Source organism: Rhizobium sp. WCS2018Hpa-16 (assembly GCF_031843705.1).
Classification (GTDB): domain Bacteria; phylum Pseudomonadota; class Alphaproteobacteria; order Rhizobiales; family Rhizobiaceae; genus Agrobacterium; species Agrobacterium tumefaciens_C.
Genome location: NZ_JAVTIX010000006.1, coordinates 61,860 through 75,301 on the forward strand (window position 1 = coordinate 61,860; position 13,442 = coordinate 75,301).

12 protein-coding genes are annotated in these 13,442 nt (G+C 57.6%); 8 read left to right on the forward strand and 4 right to left on the reverse strand.

Translation table 11 applies throughout. The features are described 5' to 3' along the window. Positions 1-31 precede the first annotated feature (31 nt). Both RQI55_RS17245 and alkB read right to left on the reverse strand, forming a co-directional pair. On the reverse strand, positions 32-1,762 hold the full coding sequence (locus RQI55_RS17245) for a chemotaxis protein (RefSeq protein WP_311272998.1): 1,731 nt from the start codon (positions 1,760-1,762) through the stop codon (positions 32-34). Between the two features lie 171 nt (positions 1,763-1,933). Beyond that, entirely contained in the window at positions 1,934-2,587 is a 654-nt protein-coding gene (gene alkB, locus RQI55_RS17250; RefSeq protein WP_311273100.1) for a DNA oxidative demethylase AlkB, read from the reverse strand. 164 nt (positions 2,588-2,751) lie between these two features. Between alkB and RQI55_RS17255 the strand changes: the two genes are divergently transcribed. Then, complete coding sequence (locus tag RQI55_RS17255) at positions 2,752-3,486, forward strand: metallophosphoesterase family protein (RefSeq protein ID WP_311272999.1); 735 nt, start codon at positions 2,752-2,754, stop codon at positions 3,484-3,486. A 57-nt stretch (positions 3,487-3,543) separates the two neighbouring features. Here RQI55_RS17255 and RQI55_RS17260 read toward each other — a convergent pair whose 3' ends face one another. Then, positions 3,544-4,236 (reverse strand): superoxide dismutase, encoded by a 693-nt coding sequence (locus tag RQI55_RS17260; RefSeq protein ID WP_311273000.1) that lies wholly within the window; start codon positions 4,234-4,236, stop codon positions 3,544-3,546. A 133-nt stretch (positions 4,237-4,369) separates the two neighbouring features. Between RQI55_RS17260 and RQI55_RS17265 the strand changes: the two genes are divergently transcribed. The 3 genes from RQI55_RS17265 to RQI55_RS17275 all read left to right on the forward strand — a co-directional run bounded on the left by RQI55_RS17265 (position 4,370) and on the right by RQI55_RS17275 (position 7,799). After that, positions 4,370-5,440 (forward strand): NAD(P)-dependent alcohol dehydrogenase, encoded by a 1,071-nt coding sequence (locus tag RQI55_RS17265; RefSeq protein WP_311273001.1) that lies wholly within the window; start codon positions 4,370-4,372, stop codon positions 5,438-5,440. Between the two features lie 100 nt (positions 5,441-5,540). Then, on the forward strand, positions 5,541-6,596 hold the full coding sequence (locus tag RQI55_RS17270; RefSeq protein WP_311273002.1) for a sugar phosphate isomerase/epimerase: 1,056 nt from the start codon (positions 5,541-5,543) through the stop codon (positions 6,594-6,596). Positions 6,597-6,611: 15 nt separating this feature from the next. Further along, positions 6,612-7,799, forward strand: a complete 1,188-nt coding sequence (locus RQI55_RS17275; protein WP_192066208.1) for a Gfo/Idh/MocA family protein — start codon at positions 6,612-6,614, stop codon at positions 7,797-7,799. A gap of 540 nt (positions 7,800-8,339) precedes the next feature. Here the strand turns inward: RQI55_RS17275 and RQI55_RS17280 are convergent. Next, a complete protein-coding gene (locus tag RQI55_RS17280; RefSeq protein WP_311273003.1) occupies positions 8,340-9,152 on the reverse strand; it encodes a methyltransferase domain-containing protein in 813 nt (270 codons plus the stop codon). A gap of 108 nt (positions 9,153-9,260) precedes the next feature. Here RQI55_RS17280 and RQI55_RS17285 point away from each other — a divergent pair, with 108 nt between their 5' ends. From RQI55_RS17285 to RQI55_RS17300, 4 genes are all read left to right on the forward strand, one after another. Next, a complete protein-coding gene (locus tag RQI55_RS17285) occupies positions 9,261-10,394 on the forward strand; it encodes an ABC transporter substrate-binding protein (protein WP_042616901.1) in 1,134 nt (377 codons plus the stop codon). A gap of 97 nt (positions 10,395-10,491) precedes the next feature. Beyond that, the gene (locus RQI55_RS17290) at positions 10,492-11,625 is read left to right on the forward strand and encodes an ABC transporter substrate-binding protein (RefSeq protein ID WP_311273004.1); all 1,134 of its coding nucleotides are present in this window, start codon (positions 10,492-10,494) and stop codon (positions 11,623-11,625) included. Next, complete coding sequence (locus RQI55_RS17295; protein WP_311273005.1) at positions 11,626-12,693, forward strand: iron ABC transporter permease; 1,068 nt, start codon at positions 11,626-11,628, stop codon at positions 12,691-12,693. Next, positions 12,687-13,439, forward strand: a complete 753-nt coding sequence (locus RQI55_RS17300) for an ABC transporter ATP-binding protein (RefSeq protein WP_311273006.1) — start codon at positions 12,687-12,689, stop codon at positions 13,437-13,439. Before RQI55_RS17295 ends, RQI55_RS17300 begins: the two co-directional genes overlap by 7 nt. The last annotated feature ends 3 nt before the right edge of the window (positions 13,440-13,442 follow it).

Consider the following 13,442-nt stretch of genomic DNA (forward strand, 5'->3'; position numbering starts at 1 on the left):
GGAATCGCCCGCTTAATTCAGTCTTTCCGGCCTAGAACAGCGCATCGGCAAAGAGGTCATCATCGTCGGCAGCGGCCGTTGAATGGCTTACCGCAGCAGGCGCTGAACTGGACGAAGAAGCGTTGGCTGGCAGGAAGCGCAGGTGAATATCGCGCTCCTGAGACATGGTGTAGAGCTTGAACACCCGGCTCGTGAACGGGTTGATCTTGTCGGCAAAGCCAGACACATCGGCGTTGAAGCCCTGCGGCATCTGCGCTGCAATCTCGCAGCATTGCTTGAAGGTGTCACCGAGTTCGCTTTCGAAATCGAGGCTGACAACGGCCGAGCTGATGCGGCTAAACACCGCCTGGCCTTCTTCAGCCAGCGCATCGATGCCGGATTCCATCTGCGTCTTCGCCTCGCGAATGGTCGACAATGCTTCGTTCAACGGGGCAGCCAGATCGCCGGAAAGCCCGCGTCCCTGCTGAGCCAGTTCCTTCGTTGTCGTTTCAACGCGATGCAACTCGTCAACAATGGCGTCGGCTGGCGTTTCCAGCTTGCCCGCAAACACGCGCATTTCACCGCTGACCACGTTGACGGAGCGGCCAGCGTCGCCCAGCTTCGAGCAGCGAAGGTTCGAGTTCAACGCCATGTAATGAATGTCGATCTTGATGGATCGCAGGATCTCGATGCCGCGCGACAATTCCTGCGCGCTGTTCGTGACCGATTCCACCACTTCGTCGGCTTCAGCGCTGCTTTCCTGCACGCGGGCCACCAGATCGCAGGCTTCGGTAATGCCCTGCTCCATCAGTGCCAGCACGTTGCTGTCGCTGTTTTTGGTCTTGTCCACCAGCTCATCGCGCAGGGAAAGAATGCGTGCGGCATCATCGGCGAAGCTGGAAATGCTTGTGAAGATCTTGGCGCAATCACGCTGGAAATCGGACGCCGTTTCGTCCATCTGTGCGCTGGCCATTTGCAGCACAGCTTCGCGCAGGATCACATTTTCATTGTGGTCGAGCGTCTTACCTTCGGGCGACGCGGTAAAATCATCCAGTGCTTCCAGCATGCTCTGGATATGCTCAATGCGCTGGCGCGTGATATCGCCAATCTGCAACAGAGACAGAACCGTTCCGATCTTGCCCTGAATGGCTTGGGCGATTTTCTTGGCCTGCGCGGCGGTATCGGCCATTTCCTGCTGCTGCTGGGCAATGCGGGTGGAGTTTTCGTTGAGGCCCTTGATGATCTGCGGGATGGTGTCGTCAAAATCGGCCTTCGTCCCCGAAGAGAACGACAGCGCCTTGATCAATTGCATGCGCATGACGCCAAGGTTCTTGGCAAAGCGCCCCACTTCATCGGCACCGGATTGAATTCGCTCGCGGATTTCATCGGCAAAACCGGCAAATTCGGAAAGACCGGCACCGGTGATTTTCACCGTGATGGCAAAGGTCTTGAGATAACGGATGGTTTCAGAGATATCATCGATATGGCCACCCGTTGAGGCACACATATCGGCCAGCGACTGGAACCCGGCCTGGCGGTTTTCCTCGGTCTTTGGCAATTGGGCAAGATCGTTGATGGTGTTGTGGAAACCCTTGATATTATGCTCAACGGACCTGCCGTTCAGCGTGCCGGTCATGCCGTCGAGAATGCCTGTAAGGTTGCCCAGAATTTCCATCACGGAGACGAGCACCGCGCCACCATCGAGAAAGCGCTTTTCGATCTTTGCATGCGCAGCCGTCAGCTTGGCGCTGAGTTCGCCTTGCTTATCAAGTGTATATGCCATGTTAGGCTTATGCAAAGTATTCATCGTCGTTTCCGATCTTGCGTTATAGTTGAACGCTAAGCGGATTTAGGAAACGACAGGTAAATCCATCGGCCCCACGCCGCACTATTACCAAACACAGTTAACAGTTGAGTCACTACAGCTGGTTAACGGCGAGCGCGAAAAAGCACATTACGTTGCAGCGTATCGAAACGTCAGATTAAACCGCACAGAGCCCGCTTCATCATGCACCCCTTTCTTCAAAGGCAGGATGCCGTGAAAGAACAGGCGCGACGGGCCACCCCAGACAACCACATCGCCATGGCTGAGAATGAATTTGCGCACAGGATCCGCCCTGTTGAGGCCACCAAACTGAAATGTAGCGGCTAAGCCAAGGGAAACGGAAACAATGGGATTGCTGAAATCCTTCTCGTCCTTATCCTGATGCAAAGACATTTTCGCGCCCGGCTCATAGCGATTGATCAGGCAGGCATTGGGCAAGAAATCAGGATATCCGGCTTCTTTCGCCGCGCTCAGCGCAAGCGCCATAAAGCTCTGCGGCATCAAAGGCCAAGGCTTTGCGCTTTCAGGATCTGTCGCCTGATAGCGATACCCCCTGCGGTCCGTCACCCAGCCGAAATCACCACAATTGGTCATGGCGACAGACATGGAGAAACCGCCAGGCGTGACCATGTGCCGAAAGGGTGCTGCCGCAGAAATGCTTTCGATATCCCGCAACAATTGCCCCGCGACGCTAGAAGCAGACCGATGCAGCAGCCACGCACCCTCCGCCATCATCTCGCGAGACGGCTTTTCGTTCTCCAGTGCTGAAAACAGATCATCCATCATGGGTGCTGGCTCGTTGCTATTGCTCTCTGGACACGCGATCAGCCTTCTCTTGCAGGTCGACCGCCCGTTCTGGTCATCGTAATGTGGCGTTAAGTATAATGGTTCATACCTGCATACTAATATTCGCACCCATCCATCACCGCAAGGACGTTCCGCTCACCATGCCAGCCACCGAAATGCGCCGGAAGCTGTTTTCGCACGAAAGGCCCGATGTCATCTACGCGGTTGGTGATGTGCATGGGTGCCTCGACCAACTGGAGCGGCTGCAACACAAGATCCTGAGCGATGCTGCCCAGCAGCATGGCTCAAAATGGATCGTGATGCTGGGTGACTATGTTGATCGCGGCCCGAAATCTTGCGGCGTTATCGATGAGCTGATGAAGCCGTTGACGGGGGATATTGAACGCTTCTGCCTTGCAGGCAACCATGAAGCAACCATGCTGGACTTTCTCGATGATCCGCGTCTGGATCATCTATGGCTGCAATTTGGCGGCGTGGAAACCTTGCGCTCCTATGGCATTCCGGAACTTCCGGAAGACCGGCGCAGGCTGAAGGCGCTGGTGCAGGAGGCCATTCCGGCAAGCCATGTGGCGTTTCTCACCGAATTGCCATCGCTTCTGGCCGTTCCGGGCTTCTGCTTCGTGCATGCGGGCGTGGTGAACGGCGTCCCCTTGCAACGGCAGGAGGACAAGCATCTTTTATGGATACGGCCAAAAGACCAGGTCGGGACAGGCGCAGACAACCTGTTTCTCACCGTTCATGGTCACACGCCTGTGCGAACGGTTGCCCTTTCAGACAACCGCCTGAATGTCGATACCGGCGCTTTCATGACGGGTCGGCTGTCTGCCGCAAGGCTTGCGCGTGATGGGACGATCAGCGTCATGCATGCCGAGTAAAACGAAAAAGGCGCGGATTGAAACCGCGCCCTTGATGCCTGCCAAGCTGTAAGCATTTCACGCGGCTGACATTTTCTCACCTACGATGCGCCAGTTCACGAGATTTTCCAGCACGGCCTTGATGTGTGCGGGTTTGCGGTTTTCGTAATCCACATAATAGGCATGTTCCCAGATATCGATGCCGAGATAGGCAGGGCGGCCAACGGCGACAGGGTTGTTGCCATCCTCATATCCCACAAGCGCCAGCTTATTCTCATCATCACGGGTCAGCCATACCCAACCGGTGCCAAAGACCTCGTCCGATGTGGCAACGGCTTTCTCAATGAATTTGCCGTAGTCGCCAAATGCGGCGTTGATCTCATCGGCTGCCTTGCCCTCGGGCCGGTTCGGACCGCCGGGAGTAAACTGCTCCCAGTAAACCACATGGTTCCAGGCCTGTGCCGCATTGTTGAAAATCTTCTTGTCAGCACCCTTTCCGGCTGCGCTTTTGACGATCTGCTCCAACTCCATGTCGGCATAGGACGTGTCTTTTGCCAGCGTGTTCAGCTTGTCGAAATAGGCCTTGTGATGCTTGCCATAGTGCAACGAAATTGTCTTGGCGGAGATATGAGGGGCGAGAGCGTCTTCTGCGAACGGCAAGGCTGGCTGTTTCAGCGGAAGTGCGGCCTTTGCAATGGATGGAGCGGAAAGCGTGGCGGCGGCAGCGGTTGCTGCTGTGGCGGCCATAACGGCGCGTCTCGTCATTAACATGTCTCATTCTCCCGGTTGATAACCAAGTCAGGCAAACCGGTAGGCGTCGGAAAAGTTTCTTTTCGACCTTGCTTATTGATGCAGTTCCCGGTTTTGTTACCGCAAATGGACGTTTAAGGTCGAGGAGGACCGCATGCAGTCGCAAGGAATATCGGGCACGGGTGAGGAGCGCGCGCTCGTTCTAGAGGAGTTGGGCAAGCTTTCGCTGCGGCCCTTCCCGCTGGAAGAACAGGTCGGACCGCATGATGTGCGCATTGCCATCCACACCGTCGGCATCTGCGGCAGCGACGTGCATTATTACACCCACGGCGCTATCGGCAATTTCGTGGTTCGTGAGCCGATGATTCTCGGCCATGAGGCCTCCGGCACGGTGACCGAGGTGGGTTCCGGCGTGACGAACCTCTCTGTCGGCGACCGCGTCTGCATGGAGCCGGGCATTCCCGACCCCATCAGCCGCGCCAGCCGCATCGGCCACTATAATCTCGATCCCGCCGTGCGCTTCTGGGCAACGCCGCCCGTGCATGGAGTGCTCAGAGCATCCGTCGTGCATCCCGCCGCCTATACGTTCAAATTGCCTGACAATGTGTCCTTTGCAGCGGGCGCAATGGTGGAGCCGCTGGCGGTTGGTGTTCAGGCGGCAACGCAGGCCAAGGTCAAGCCGGGCGATATCGCCGTCGTCATCGGTGCCGGCCCCATCGGCCTCGTCACCGTGCTGGCAGCCCTTGCCGCCGGTTGCGCCCGCGTCATCGTATCAGATGTCGACCCTGTGAAACTGGATATGGCCCGCTCCCTCGGTCCTGTCGAAACGGTCAATGTGCGCGAGGACAACCTCGCCGAGAAGGTGCTGAAATCGACCGCCGGCTGGGGTGCCGATGTGATTTTCGAATGCTCTGGCGCAGAAGCGGCCATCTCACGGGTGTTTGAGGCCCTGCGCCCCGCTGGCACCGTCGTTTTCGTTGGCATGCCAACCAAGCTCGTGGCCTATGACATGGTGGCGGCGCAGGTTCGTGAGGCCCGCGTCGAGCATGTCTTCCGTTACGCCAATGTGTTTGGCCGTTGCGTCGATATGCTGGCATCCGGTGCCATCGATGTTGCGCCGCTGATTACCCGCACATTCGACTTCAATGACAGCATCAAGGCGTTCGATATCGCCGCCTCGGCACCAGCCGGTGAGGTCAAGATGCAAATTATCATGCCCGACTGAGAATTCAGGGTTGCACGAAATTTAACAGCGGTTAGCTTGATCGCCGTTGACGGGCGGAGGCTTGAACCGTTCAACTGTATCGATGCAGGAGGAAGAATTCATGAAGACGATCAAAGGGCCGGGTCTATTCCTCGGTCAGTTCGCAGGCGATGCTGCCCCCTTCAACACCTGGGACGGCATTACCAAATGGGCGGCTGAAAAGGGCTATCTCGGCGTGCAGGTTCCCACATGGGCCAGCCAGTTGATTGACCTTAAAAAGGCCGCCGAATCGAAAGATTATTGTGACGAGCTGGCCGGTGTCGCGCGCCAGAACGGCGTCGAGATCACCGAGCTTTCCACCCACCTGCAAGGTCAGCTGGTGGCGGTTCACCCGGCTTATGACGAAGCCTTCGATGGCTTTGCCGCACCGCATGTGCGCGGCAACCCCAAGGCACGTCAGGAATGGGCCGTCGAGCAGGTGAAAATGGCGCTGAAAGCCTCGCGCAATCTCGGCATCGATGCCCACGCGACCTTCTCCGGTGCGCTGGCTTGGCCCTTCATCTATCCATGGCCGCAGCGCCCCGCCGGTCTGGTCGAAGCCGCCTTTGACGAGCTTGCCAAGCGCTGGATGCCCATCCTTGATTATGCCGATGAGCAGGGCGTCGATGTCTGCTACGAAATCCATCCGGGCGAAGATCTGCACGACGGCGTGACATTCGAAATGTTCCTGGAGCGGGTGAAGAACCACAGCCGCGCCAACATGCTCTATGACCCCTCGCATTACGTGCTGCAATGCCTGGATTATCTCGACAATATCGACATCTACAAAGACCGGATCAAGATGTTCCACGTCAAGGATGCCGAGTTCAACCCGACTGGCCGTCAGGGCGTTTATGGCGGATATCAGGGCTGGGTCAACCGCGCTGGCCGCTTCCGTTCGCTGGGCGATGGACAGGTGGATTTCGGTGCTGTCTTCTCCAAGATGACCGCCAATGATTTCTCCGGCTGGGCCGTTGTAGAATGGGAATGCGCGCTGAAACACCCGGAAGACGGGGCAGCGGAGGGTGCCGAATTCGTCAAGGCGCACATTATCCGCGTCACCGAGAAGGCATTCGATGACTTCGCCTCTTCAGGCACCGACGATGCCGCCAACCGCCGCATGCTCGGCCTCTCGTAATTTGCAGGAGACACAATGACGATCGAAGGAAAAACGACCGACAAGGCCAATGCGCGCATTCGTCTGGGCATGGTGGGCGGCGGCTCCGGCGCGTTCATCGGCGGCGTGCACCGCATGGCGGCACGGCTGGATAACCGGTTCGAACTGGTGGCGGGGGCTCTATCCTCCACGCCTGAAAAGTCCAAAGCATCAGGTCTGGAACTGGGTCTGGACGAAGACCGCTGCTACGGCTCGTTTGAAGAGATGGCGGAAAAGGAAGCGGCGCGGCCCGATGGCATTCAGGCGGTGTCCATCGTCACGCCCAACCATGTGCACTATCCGGCGGCGAAGGCCTTTCTGGAGCGGGGCATCCATGTCATCTGCGACAAGCCTCTCACCTCCAATCTGGAAGATGCAAAGAAGCTGAAAGCGGTTGCCGACAAGGCCGACGCCCTCTTCGTTCTGACCCATAACTACACCGGCTACCCCATGGCGCGGCATGCTCGCGAATTGGTGGAAACCGGCGCGCTGGGGGATATCCGCCTTGTGCAGATGGAATATCCGCAGGATTGGCTGGCCGAACCTGTGGAACAGACCGGAGCCAAACAGGCCGTGTGGCGCACGGACCCGGCGCAATCGGGTGCAGGTGGATCGACAGGGGATATCGGCACACACGCCTATAATCTCGGTTGCTTCATGTCCGGTCTTGAAGCCGATGAGCTGGCAGCCGATGTGCACACCTTCGTGGAAGGCCGTCGTCTTGACGATAATGCCCATGTGATGCTGCGCTTCAAGGCTGCACAGGGCAAGGCACCGGCCAAGGGCCTTCTGTGGTGCAGCCAGGTGGCAGTCGGCAACGAAAACGGCCTCAAGGTGCGCATCTATGGCACCAAGGCTGGTATCGAGTGGACGCAGGCCGATCCGAACTATCTCTGGTTCACAAAGCTGGGTGAGCCGAAGCAGCTCATTACCCGTGGTGGTGCCGGGGCCGGGGCCGCAGCAGGTCGCGTCAGCCGTATTCCATCCGGTCACCCGGAAGGCTATCTCGAAGCCTTTGCCACGATCTACACCGAAGCCGCCAACGCCATTCAGGCGCGCCGCGACGGCACGGCGTTGGATAGCGCCGTGCACTACCCAACCATCGATGATGGCGTCAAAGGCGTGGCCTTCGTGGAGGCCTGCATCGCCTCTTCGAAGCAGAACGGCAACTGGGTCAAACTCTAAGGTTTGCGAGAACAGGCCGGGGTGTTGCGCAGTCCGGCCGTTTTGCCTCGAATGAAAAATATCTTCGGCCAATCAATGGCTTGATAGAAATTTGCAAAAACTCGAAAAAAAGTTTCTCAATCTTCCCCCGACCCGAGCCTACAATCTCCCAGCTTCTCAAAGCCTAAGTGGATCGCGAGCCACGGTTGGTGAGAGAAGTGGCGTGTTGATGCCAGACCGGAACGTGCGGTCGGGAAACAAGGCGTCGATTGAGGCAGCCAATGGGTTGGACCGCTTGACCGTGATGCTATTCCGGGTCTCGAACGCGCAGCGCAAAACCCATTGGAGCGAAATACAAACGGCTGGACTGGGTCATTAACGCCCCGGCCCGGTCGTTCCACCTTTGAAACACCGAAAAGAGCAATGGCCACGCAAATGCGGACGCCAGACAGCCATACAGACCAGAGACATCACCGCATTTGCGTGTGCTCTTCCGGTTTGATGAAAGCAGATCACGGGCGCTCCTGCGCCGCGTGACGATTTACCCTGTCCGATTATCGGTCAGCCCGGCTTGCTTGCCGAAATGGCGAAGCGGTGCTGGATGCCTCTGGCTGCTGCTTTCAGCATATTCCAGTTCTTCGCCTGAGTTTTATGGATGGCGCGAAGATCGGTATCGATGACGACATTTTCAAAACCCGCCTCACGCAAAAGTGCCGCGACCGCCTCGGCCCGCGCGCCTTGAGAAAAATAGACACGTGACAGGATAGAGTTGTGAATACCCATCATCTCTGCCGTGGCATGCAACGGATCGGCTTTCAACACGCCGTATTTTTGCAGCCAGGCAGCGAGTTTCTTCAGCAGCTTTTCGGTGGTGCTCGCATTGACGAAATCCCCATCAACGATCAGCACCTTGCCGCCGGGCTTCAACACCCGCAGCCATTCCGTAAATGCCGCCTGCGGGTCCACTAATGTCCAGACCAGATGACGGTTGATGATGACATCATGAGCGTTCTCAGGCTCCATGGTGTTCTCCGCATCGCCCATGCGAAATGTGATGCTGCGGTTTCGGCTTGCCGCTTTGGCCTTGGCGCGCTCCAGCATGGGCTCTGCCCAGTCCAACCCGGTGACGCGGTAACCCAGATCATCCATCAGATGCGAGATGACGCCGGTGCCGGAGGCAAGGTCGAGCGCAGTTCTGCCCTCGCCGCGCCCAAGATGCTTTTCCACAAGACGATGCCATGCGGCGCGCTCTTCCTCGGAGAAAATTTCGTGGCCGGGAGAAAGATCAAAGGTCGGGGCGCGCTGGGACCAATAGGCCTTGATCTCATCGCGCAGGCTGAAATTGTTACCGTATTTGTTAGCGCCCGTTACCATTTCCGTCTTCCCAAATCTCTGCCTTAGAAACTGTCTAAAAGATAAAACTTGACTATTGCAATCATAAAACCATAAAGCGCAAACAGTTTTTACCGGAGAACAATTTCGATGCGCATTAGAGGCAAATCCGCCATTCTTGCAATGGGTCTTCTCGTTTCAACCGTCTTGCCCGCCTTTGCCGAAAAGGTAACGGTCAAGGATGTGACCGGTCGCGATGTCGAGGTCAATGTCCCGGTAAAGCACGTCATTCTGGGCGAAGGCCGCCAGATCTACTTCCTGGCCGCGCTGGACAAGAACAACCCCTTCGAGCACGTTGTTGGCTGGCGCGATGACCTGCCAAAAGCAGACCCTGAGTCCTACGAAGCCTATCTCGCAAAATACCCAGAGATCGCCAAACTGCCGACATTCGGTGGCATGAAGGACGGTACATTCGATATAGAACAGGCCGTTGCGCTGAAGCCCGATGTCATTCTGATGAACATCGATGCCAAGACCGCAACGGAAGAAGCCGGCTACATCGAAAAGCTTGGCAAGGTCGGCATTCCCCTGGTTTACGTCGATTTCCGTGAAAAGCCGATGGAAAACACAGAGCCAAGCATGCGCGTCATGGGCAAGCTGATGGGCAAGTCGGATGTTGCCGAAGACTTCATCAAGTTCCGTGCAGACAGCATCAGCCGCGTCACCGACGTTCTGGCAAAAGAAAATCCAAAGCGCCCCGTCGTTTTCGTTGAGCGCGCCGGTGGATATTCCGAAGATTGCTGCATGTCTTTCGGCAACGAGAATTTTGGCAAGATGGTCGAACTCGCCGGTGGCATCAACATGGCCAAGGGCATCATTCCCGGCACGTTCGGCACTGTTAATCCAGAGCAGATCATCGCATCCAACCCTGACCAGATCATCATCACCGGTGGCAAGTGGGAAGCCTATGTTCCCGGCGGCAACTGGGTGGGCGTTGGCTATGGTGCAGACCTGAAAGAAGCACGCCGCAAGCTGGAAAACCTGACCAAGCGCCCTGCCTTTACCGGCGTCAAGGCGGTTGCAGACGGCAATGTCCACGCCATCTGGCACCAGTTCTACAACAATCCGTACCAGTTCGTGGCCATTCAGGAAATTGCCAAGTGGCTGCACCCTGAGCTGTTCAAGGATCTCGATCCTGAAGCAACCTTCAAGGAACTGCATGCCCGCTTCCTGCCGCTTGACTACAAGCCCGGCTACTTCGTGTCCCTGAAGGACGACAAGTAAAACCGGGGACGGCGAAGGAGGAGCGCTGTCCAGCATCAAGGCAAGGCCTGACGACAGGGCCTTGCCGATTGCGTTTCCAGATCGAAAAGGAGTGACCATGTCCCGCACCATGCTCACGCGGATCCCAGCCCTCGCCATCGCGCTCATCGCAACACCTGCGCTTTCAGCAGAGATTATCGACGCTGCCGGTCGCAAGGTCGATATCGACCTGCCTGCCAAGCGCGTCATTGTTGGTGAAGCACGACAGATCCACGTTATTGCGGCGCTCAAGGGCGACAAGACATTCGACACCATTGTCGGCTGGCGCGATGATTTTCTGACGAAGGACCCGGATAGCTACAAGGCCTATGTCGAGCGCTTCCCGCAGATCGCAGATCTGCCGCGCTTCGGCTATATTCCGCAGGGCGATTTCAGCCTAGAGAAAGCCATTGCGCTTTCGCCTGATGTGCTGACGCTCAATCTTGAAGCGGAAAAGGGTGCCAAGGAAAGCGGCCTTGAAGAAAAGGCAGCCGCCGCGGGCATCAAGGTCGTCTATCTGGATTTCCGCCTCAACCCTGAAAAGAACAGCGAAAACTCGGTGCGCACCCTCGGCCAGATCTTCGGTGCCGAGCGCGGCGCGGAAGAATTCCTTGCCTACCGCAAAGACCAGATCGCGCTGGTCACCGACCGGCTGGCTTCCGTCAAAGACCTCAAGCGCCCCGTCGTCTTCATTGAACGCGCACCGGGCATATCAGGCGAAAACAACTGCTGCCGCACATTTGGCCCGGCCAATTTCGGCCAGATGATCGATGAGGCCGGCGGAAAGAACATCGGCTCCGAAGTCTTCAAGACAACGTTCGGCGATCTGAACCCAGAGCAGCTTGTTGTCTCCAATCCCGAGCATGTCATCGTTACCGGCTCCAACTGGGCAGCCGAATCCGATATCAACCAGTTCGTCCCGGCAGGGCGCGGTGCCGACATGGCGCTTTCGCGCCAGAGGCTGGCAAAGCTGATGGAGCGCACCCCGTTTTCAGAGCTGGATGCCGTGAAGAAGGGCCATGTCCACGCCGTGTGGCACCAGTTTTATGGCGCGCCTTATGAATTCGCGCCGATCCAGCAATTTGCCAAATGGTTCCATCCTGAGCTATTTGCAGACCTCGACCCGGAAAAGAACTTCGAGGAATTTCATAAAAAATTCCTGCCCGTTACCTACAAGCCGGGCTATTTCGTTTCACTGGAAGGCGCACACTAAATGGCATCCATCGTGGAAACCGTGGCTGAGAAGACAGGTGGCGCGCAATATCGCGCCCTTGCCGCCCGGCGCATTCTGATCCTGATCGGGCTGGTTGTTGCCCTGTGTCTCAGCCTTGCAACGGATATGGCGCTTGGCCCGGCACGCTATACGCTCTCGCAAGTCGTCAGCGCAATCCTTGATCCCACGGGCGTCGCCAACCAGTTGCGCGTCGTTATCTGGGACATTCGCATGCCGATTGCGCTGATGGCAGTCACAGTCGGCGCATCGCTTTCAGTCGCAGGCGCGCAGATGCAGACCATTCTGGCCAACCCGCTGGCAAGCCCGTTTACCCTGGGCATTTCCGCGGCCGCCAGCTTTGGTGCCGCCCTTGCGCTGGTCGGTGGCGTCGCGCTTTTTCCCGGTGCGGTCGAATATATGGTGCCCATCAATGCCTTCGTCATGGCCATGGTCGCGGCTCTCTTCATTCATTTCGCATCGACCATGCGCGGCGTGACCGTGGAGACCATTGTGCTTCTGGGCATCGCGCTGGTGTTTACCTTCAACGCCGCTCTTTCCATGCTGGAATATCTGGCATCGGAACAGGCGCTGGCCGCCGTTGTGTTCTGGACCATGGGCAGCCTGACAAAGGCCACATGGGCCAAGGTCTATGTGACCGCCGCCATTCTGGTGCTGACCGTTCCGCTGTTCATGAAAAACGCCTGGGCACTGACGGCTTTGCGTCTGGGCGATGACAAGGCCGCGAGCATGGGCATCAATGTGCGCCGCCTGCGGCTGCACACCATGCTCACAGTCAGCCTACTGGCATCCATCCCCGTTTCCTTCGTCGGCACCATCGGCTTTATCGGCCTTGTTGGTCCGCATATTGCCCGCATGGTGGTGGGTGAAGACCAGCGCTTCTTCCTGCCCGGTTCCGTCATTTGCGGTGCGCTGCTGCTGTCTGTCACATCGGTGGTCAGCAAGGTGCTGATCCCCGGTGCTATTCTGCCCATCGGCGTCATCACCGCACTGGTCGGTGTGCCCTTCTTCTTTGTCCTCATCTTCTCCAACAGGAGACGCTCATGGTAGCCCTTGCCCTTCAGGATGTTGGCGCCAAATACGGGCGAGTCACGGTGCTGGCCGATGTCACCATGGACATGCTGGAAGCCGGAAGCGTGACTGCCGTGATCGGCCCCAACGCGGCTGGAAAATCCACCCTGTTCAAGCGCATTGCGGGCCTCATCAAAGGCCCCGGCGTCGTGACTTTGTCGCAGACGGACAAAGGCCCGCGCACCATCTGTTACATGCCGCAGGATACGGGTGCCAATGCGGTTCTGACGGTCTACGAATCCATTCTTCTGTCTGCCAAGCAGGGCAGTAGCTGGAAGGTGCATGATGATGAGCTGGCGGAAATCGACGCCATTTTGAAGGCGCTCAACATCGGCGAACTGGCCTTCCGGGGCCTTGGCGAATTGTCTGGCGGACAACGCCAGCTGGTTTCGCTGGCGCAGGCACTGGTGCGCAAACCGGAAGTGCTGCTGATGGACGAGCCGACTTCGGCGCTGGACCTGCACAGACAGGTGGAGGTGCTCGATTTCATCACCAAGCTTGCCCGCAGCCAAGGCATGATCGTGCTGATCGCGCTACATGACCTGAACCATGCGCTTCGCTACTGCGAGCACACGCTCGTGATTGCCGGTGGTGCGATGGCGGTGAGTGGCCGCACGGGCGATGTGATCACCAGCGACATGCTGCGTCGAATCTACCGGGTGGAAGCACGCATCGAGATGTGCTCCAAGGGACAGCCCTTCATTCTGGTGGATGGCACGGCTTGATGT

What these genes read in the sequence shown, in the direction of transcription:
- RQI55_RS17245 (WP_311272998.1), bottom strand. Translation starts at nt 1,762, where the DNA reads ATGGCATATACACTTGATAAGCAAGGCGAACTCAGCGCCAAGCTGACG.
- alkB (WP_311273100.1), bottom strand. Translation starts at nt 2,587, where the DNA reads ATGGATGATCTGTTTTCAGCACTGGAGAACGAAAAGCCGTCTCGCGAG.
- RQI55_RS17255 (WP_311272999.1), top strand. Translation starts at nt 2,752, where the DNA reads ATGCCAGCCACCGAAATGCGCCGGAAGCTGTTTTCGCACGAAAGGCCC.
- RQI55_RS17260 (WP_311273000.1), bottom strand. Translation starts at nt 4,236, where the DNA reads ATGTTAATGACGAGACGCGCCGTTATGGCCGCCACAGCAGCAACCGCT.
- RQI55_RS17265 (WP_311273001.1), top strand. Translation starts at nt 4,370, where the DNA reads ATGCAGTCGCAAGGAATATCGGGCACGGGTGAGGAGCGCGCGCTCGTT.
- RQI55_RS17270 (WP_311273002.1), top strand. Translation starts at nt 5,541, where the DNA reads ATGAAGACGATCAAAGGGCCGGGTCTATTCCTCGGTCAGTTCGCAGGC.
- RQI55_RS17275 (WP_192066208.1), top strand. Translation starts at nt 6,612, where the DNA reads ATGACGATCGAAGGAAAAACGACCGACAAGGCCAATGCGCGCATTCGT.
- RQI55_RS17280 (WP_311273003.1), bottom strand. Translation starts at nt 9,152, where the DNA reads ATGGTAACGGGCGCTAACAAATACGGTAACAATTTCAGCCTGCGCGAT.
- RQI55_RS17285 (WP_042616901.1), top strand. Translation starts at nt 9,261, where the DNA reads ATGCGCATTAGAGGCAAATCCGCCATTCTTGCAATGGGTCTTCTCGTT.
- RQI55_RS17290 (WP_311273004.1), top strand. Translation starts at nt 10,492, where the DNA reads ATGTCCCGCACCATGCTCACGCGGATCCCAGCCCTCGCCATCGCGCTC.
- RQI55_RS17295 (WP_311273005.1), top strand. Translation starts at nt 11,626, where the DNA reads ATGGCATCCATCGTGGAAACCGTGGCTGAGAAGACAGGTGGCGCGCAA.
- RQI55_RS17300 (WP_311273006.1), top strand. Translation starts at nt 12,687, where the DNA reads ATGGTAGCCCTTGCCCTTCAGGATGTTGGCGCCAAATACGGGCGAGTC.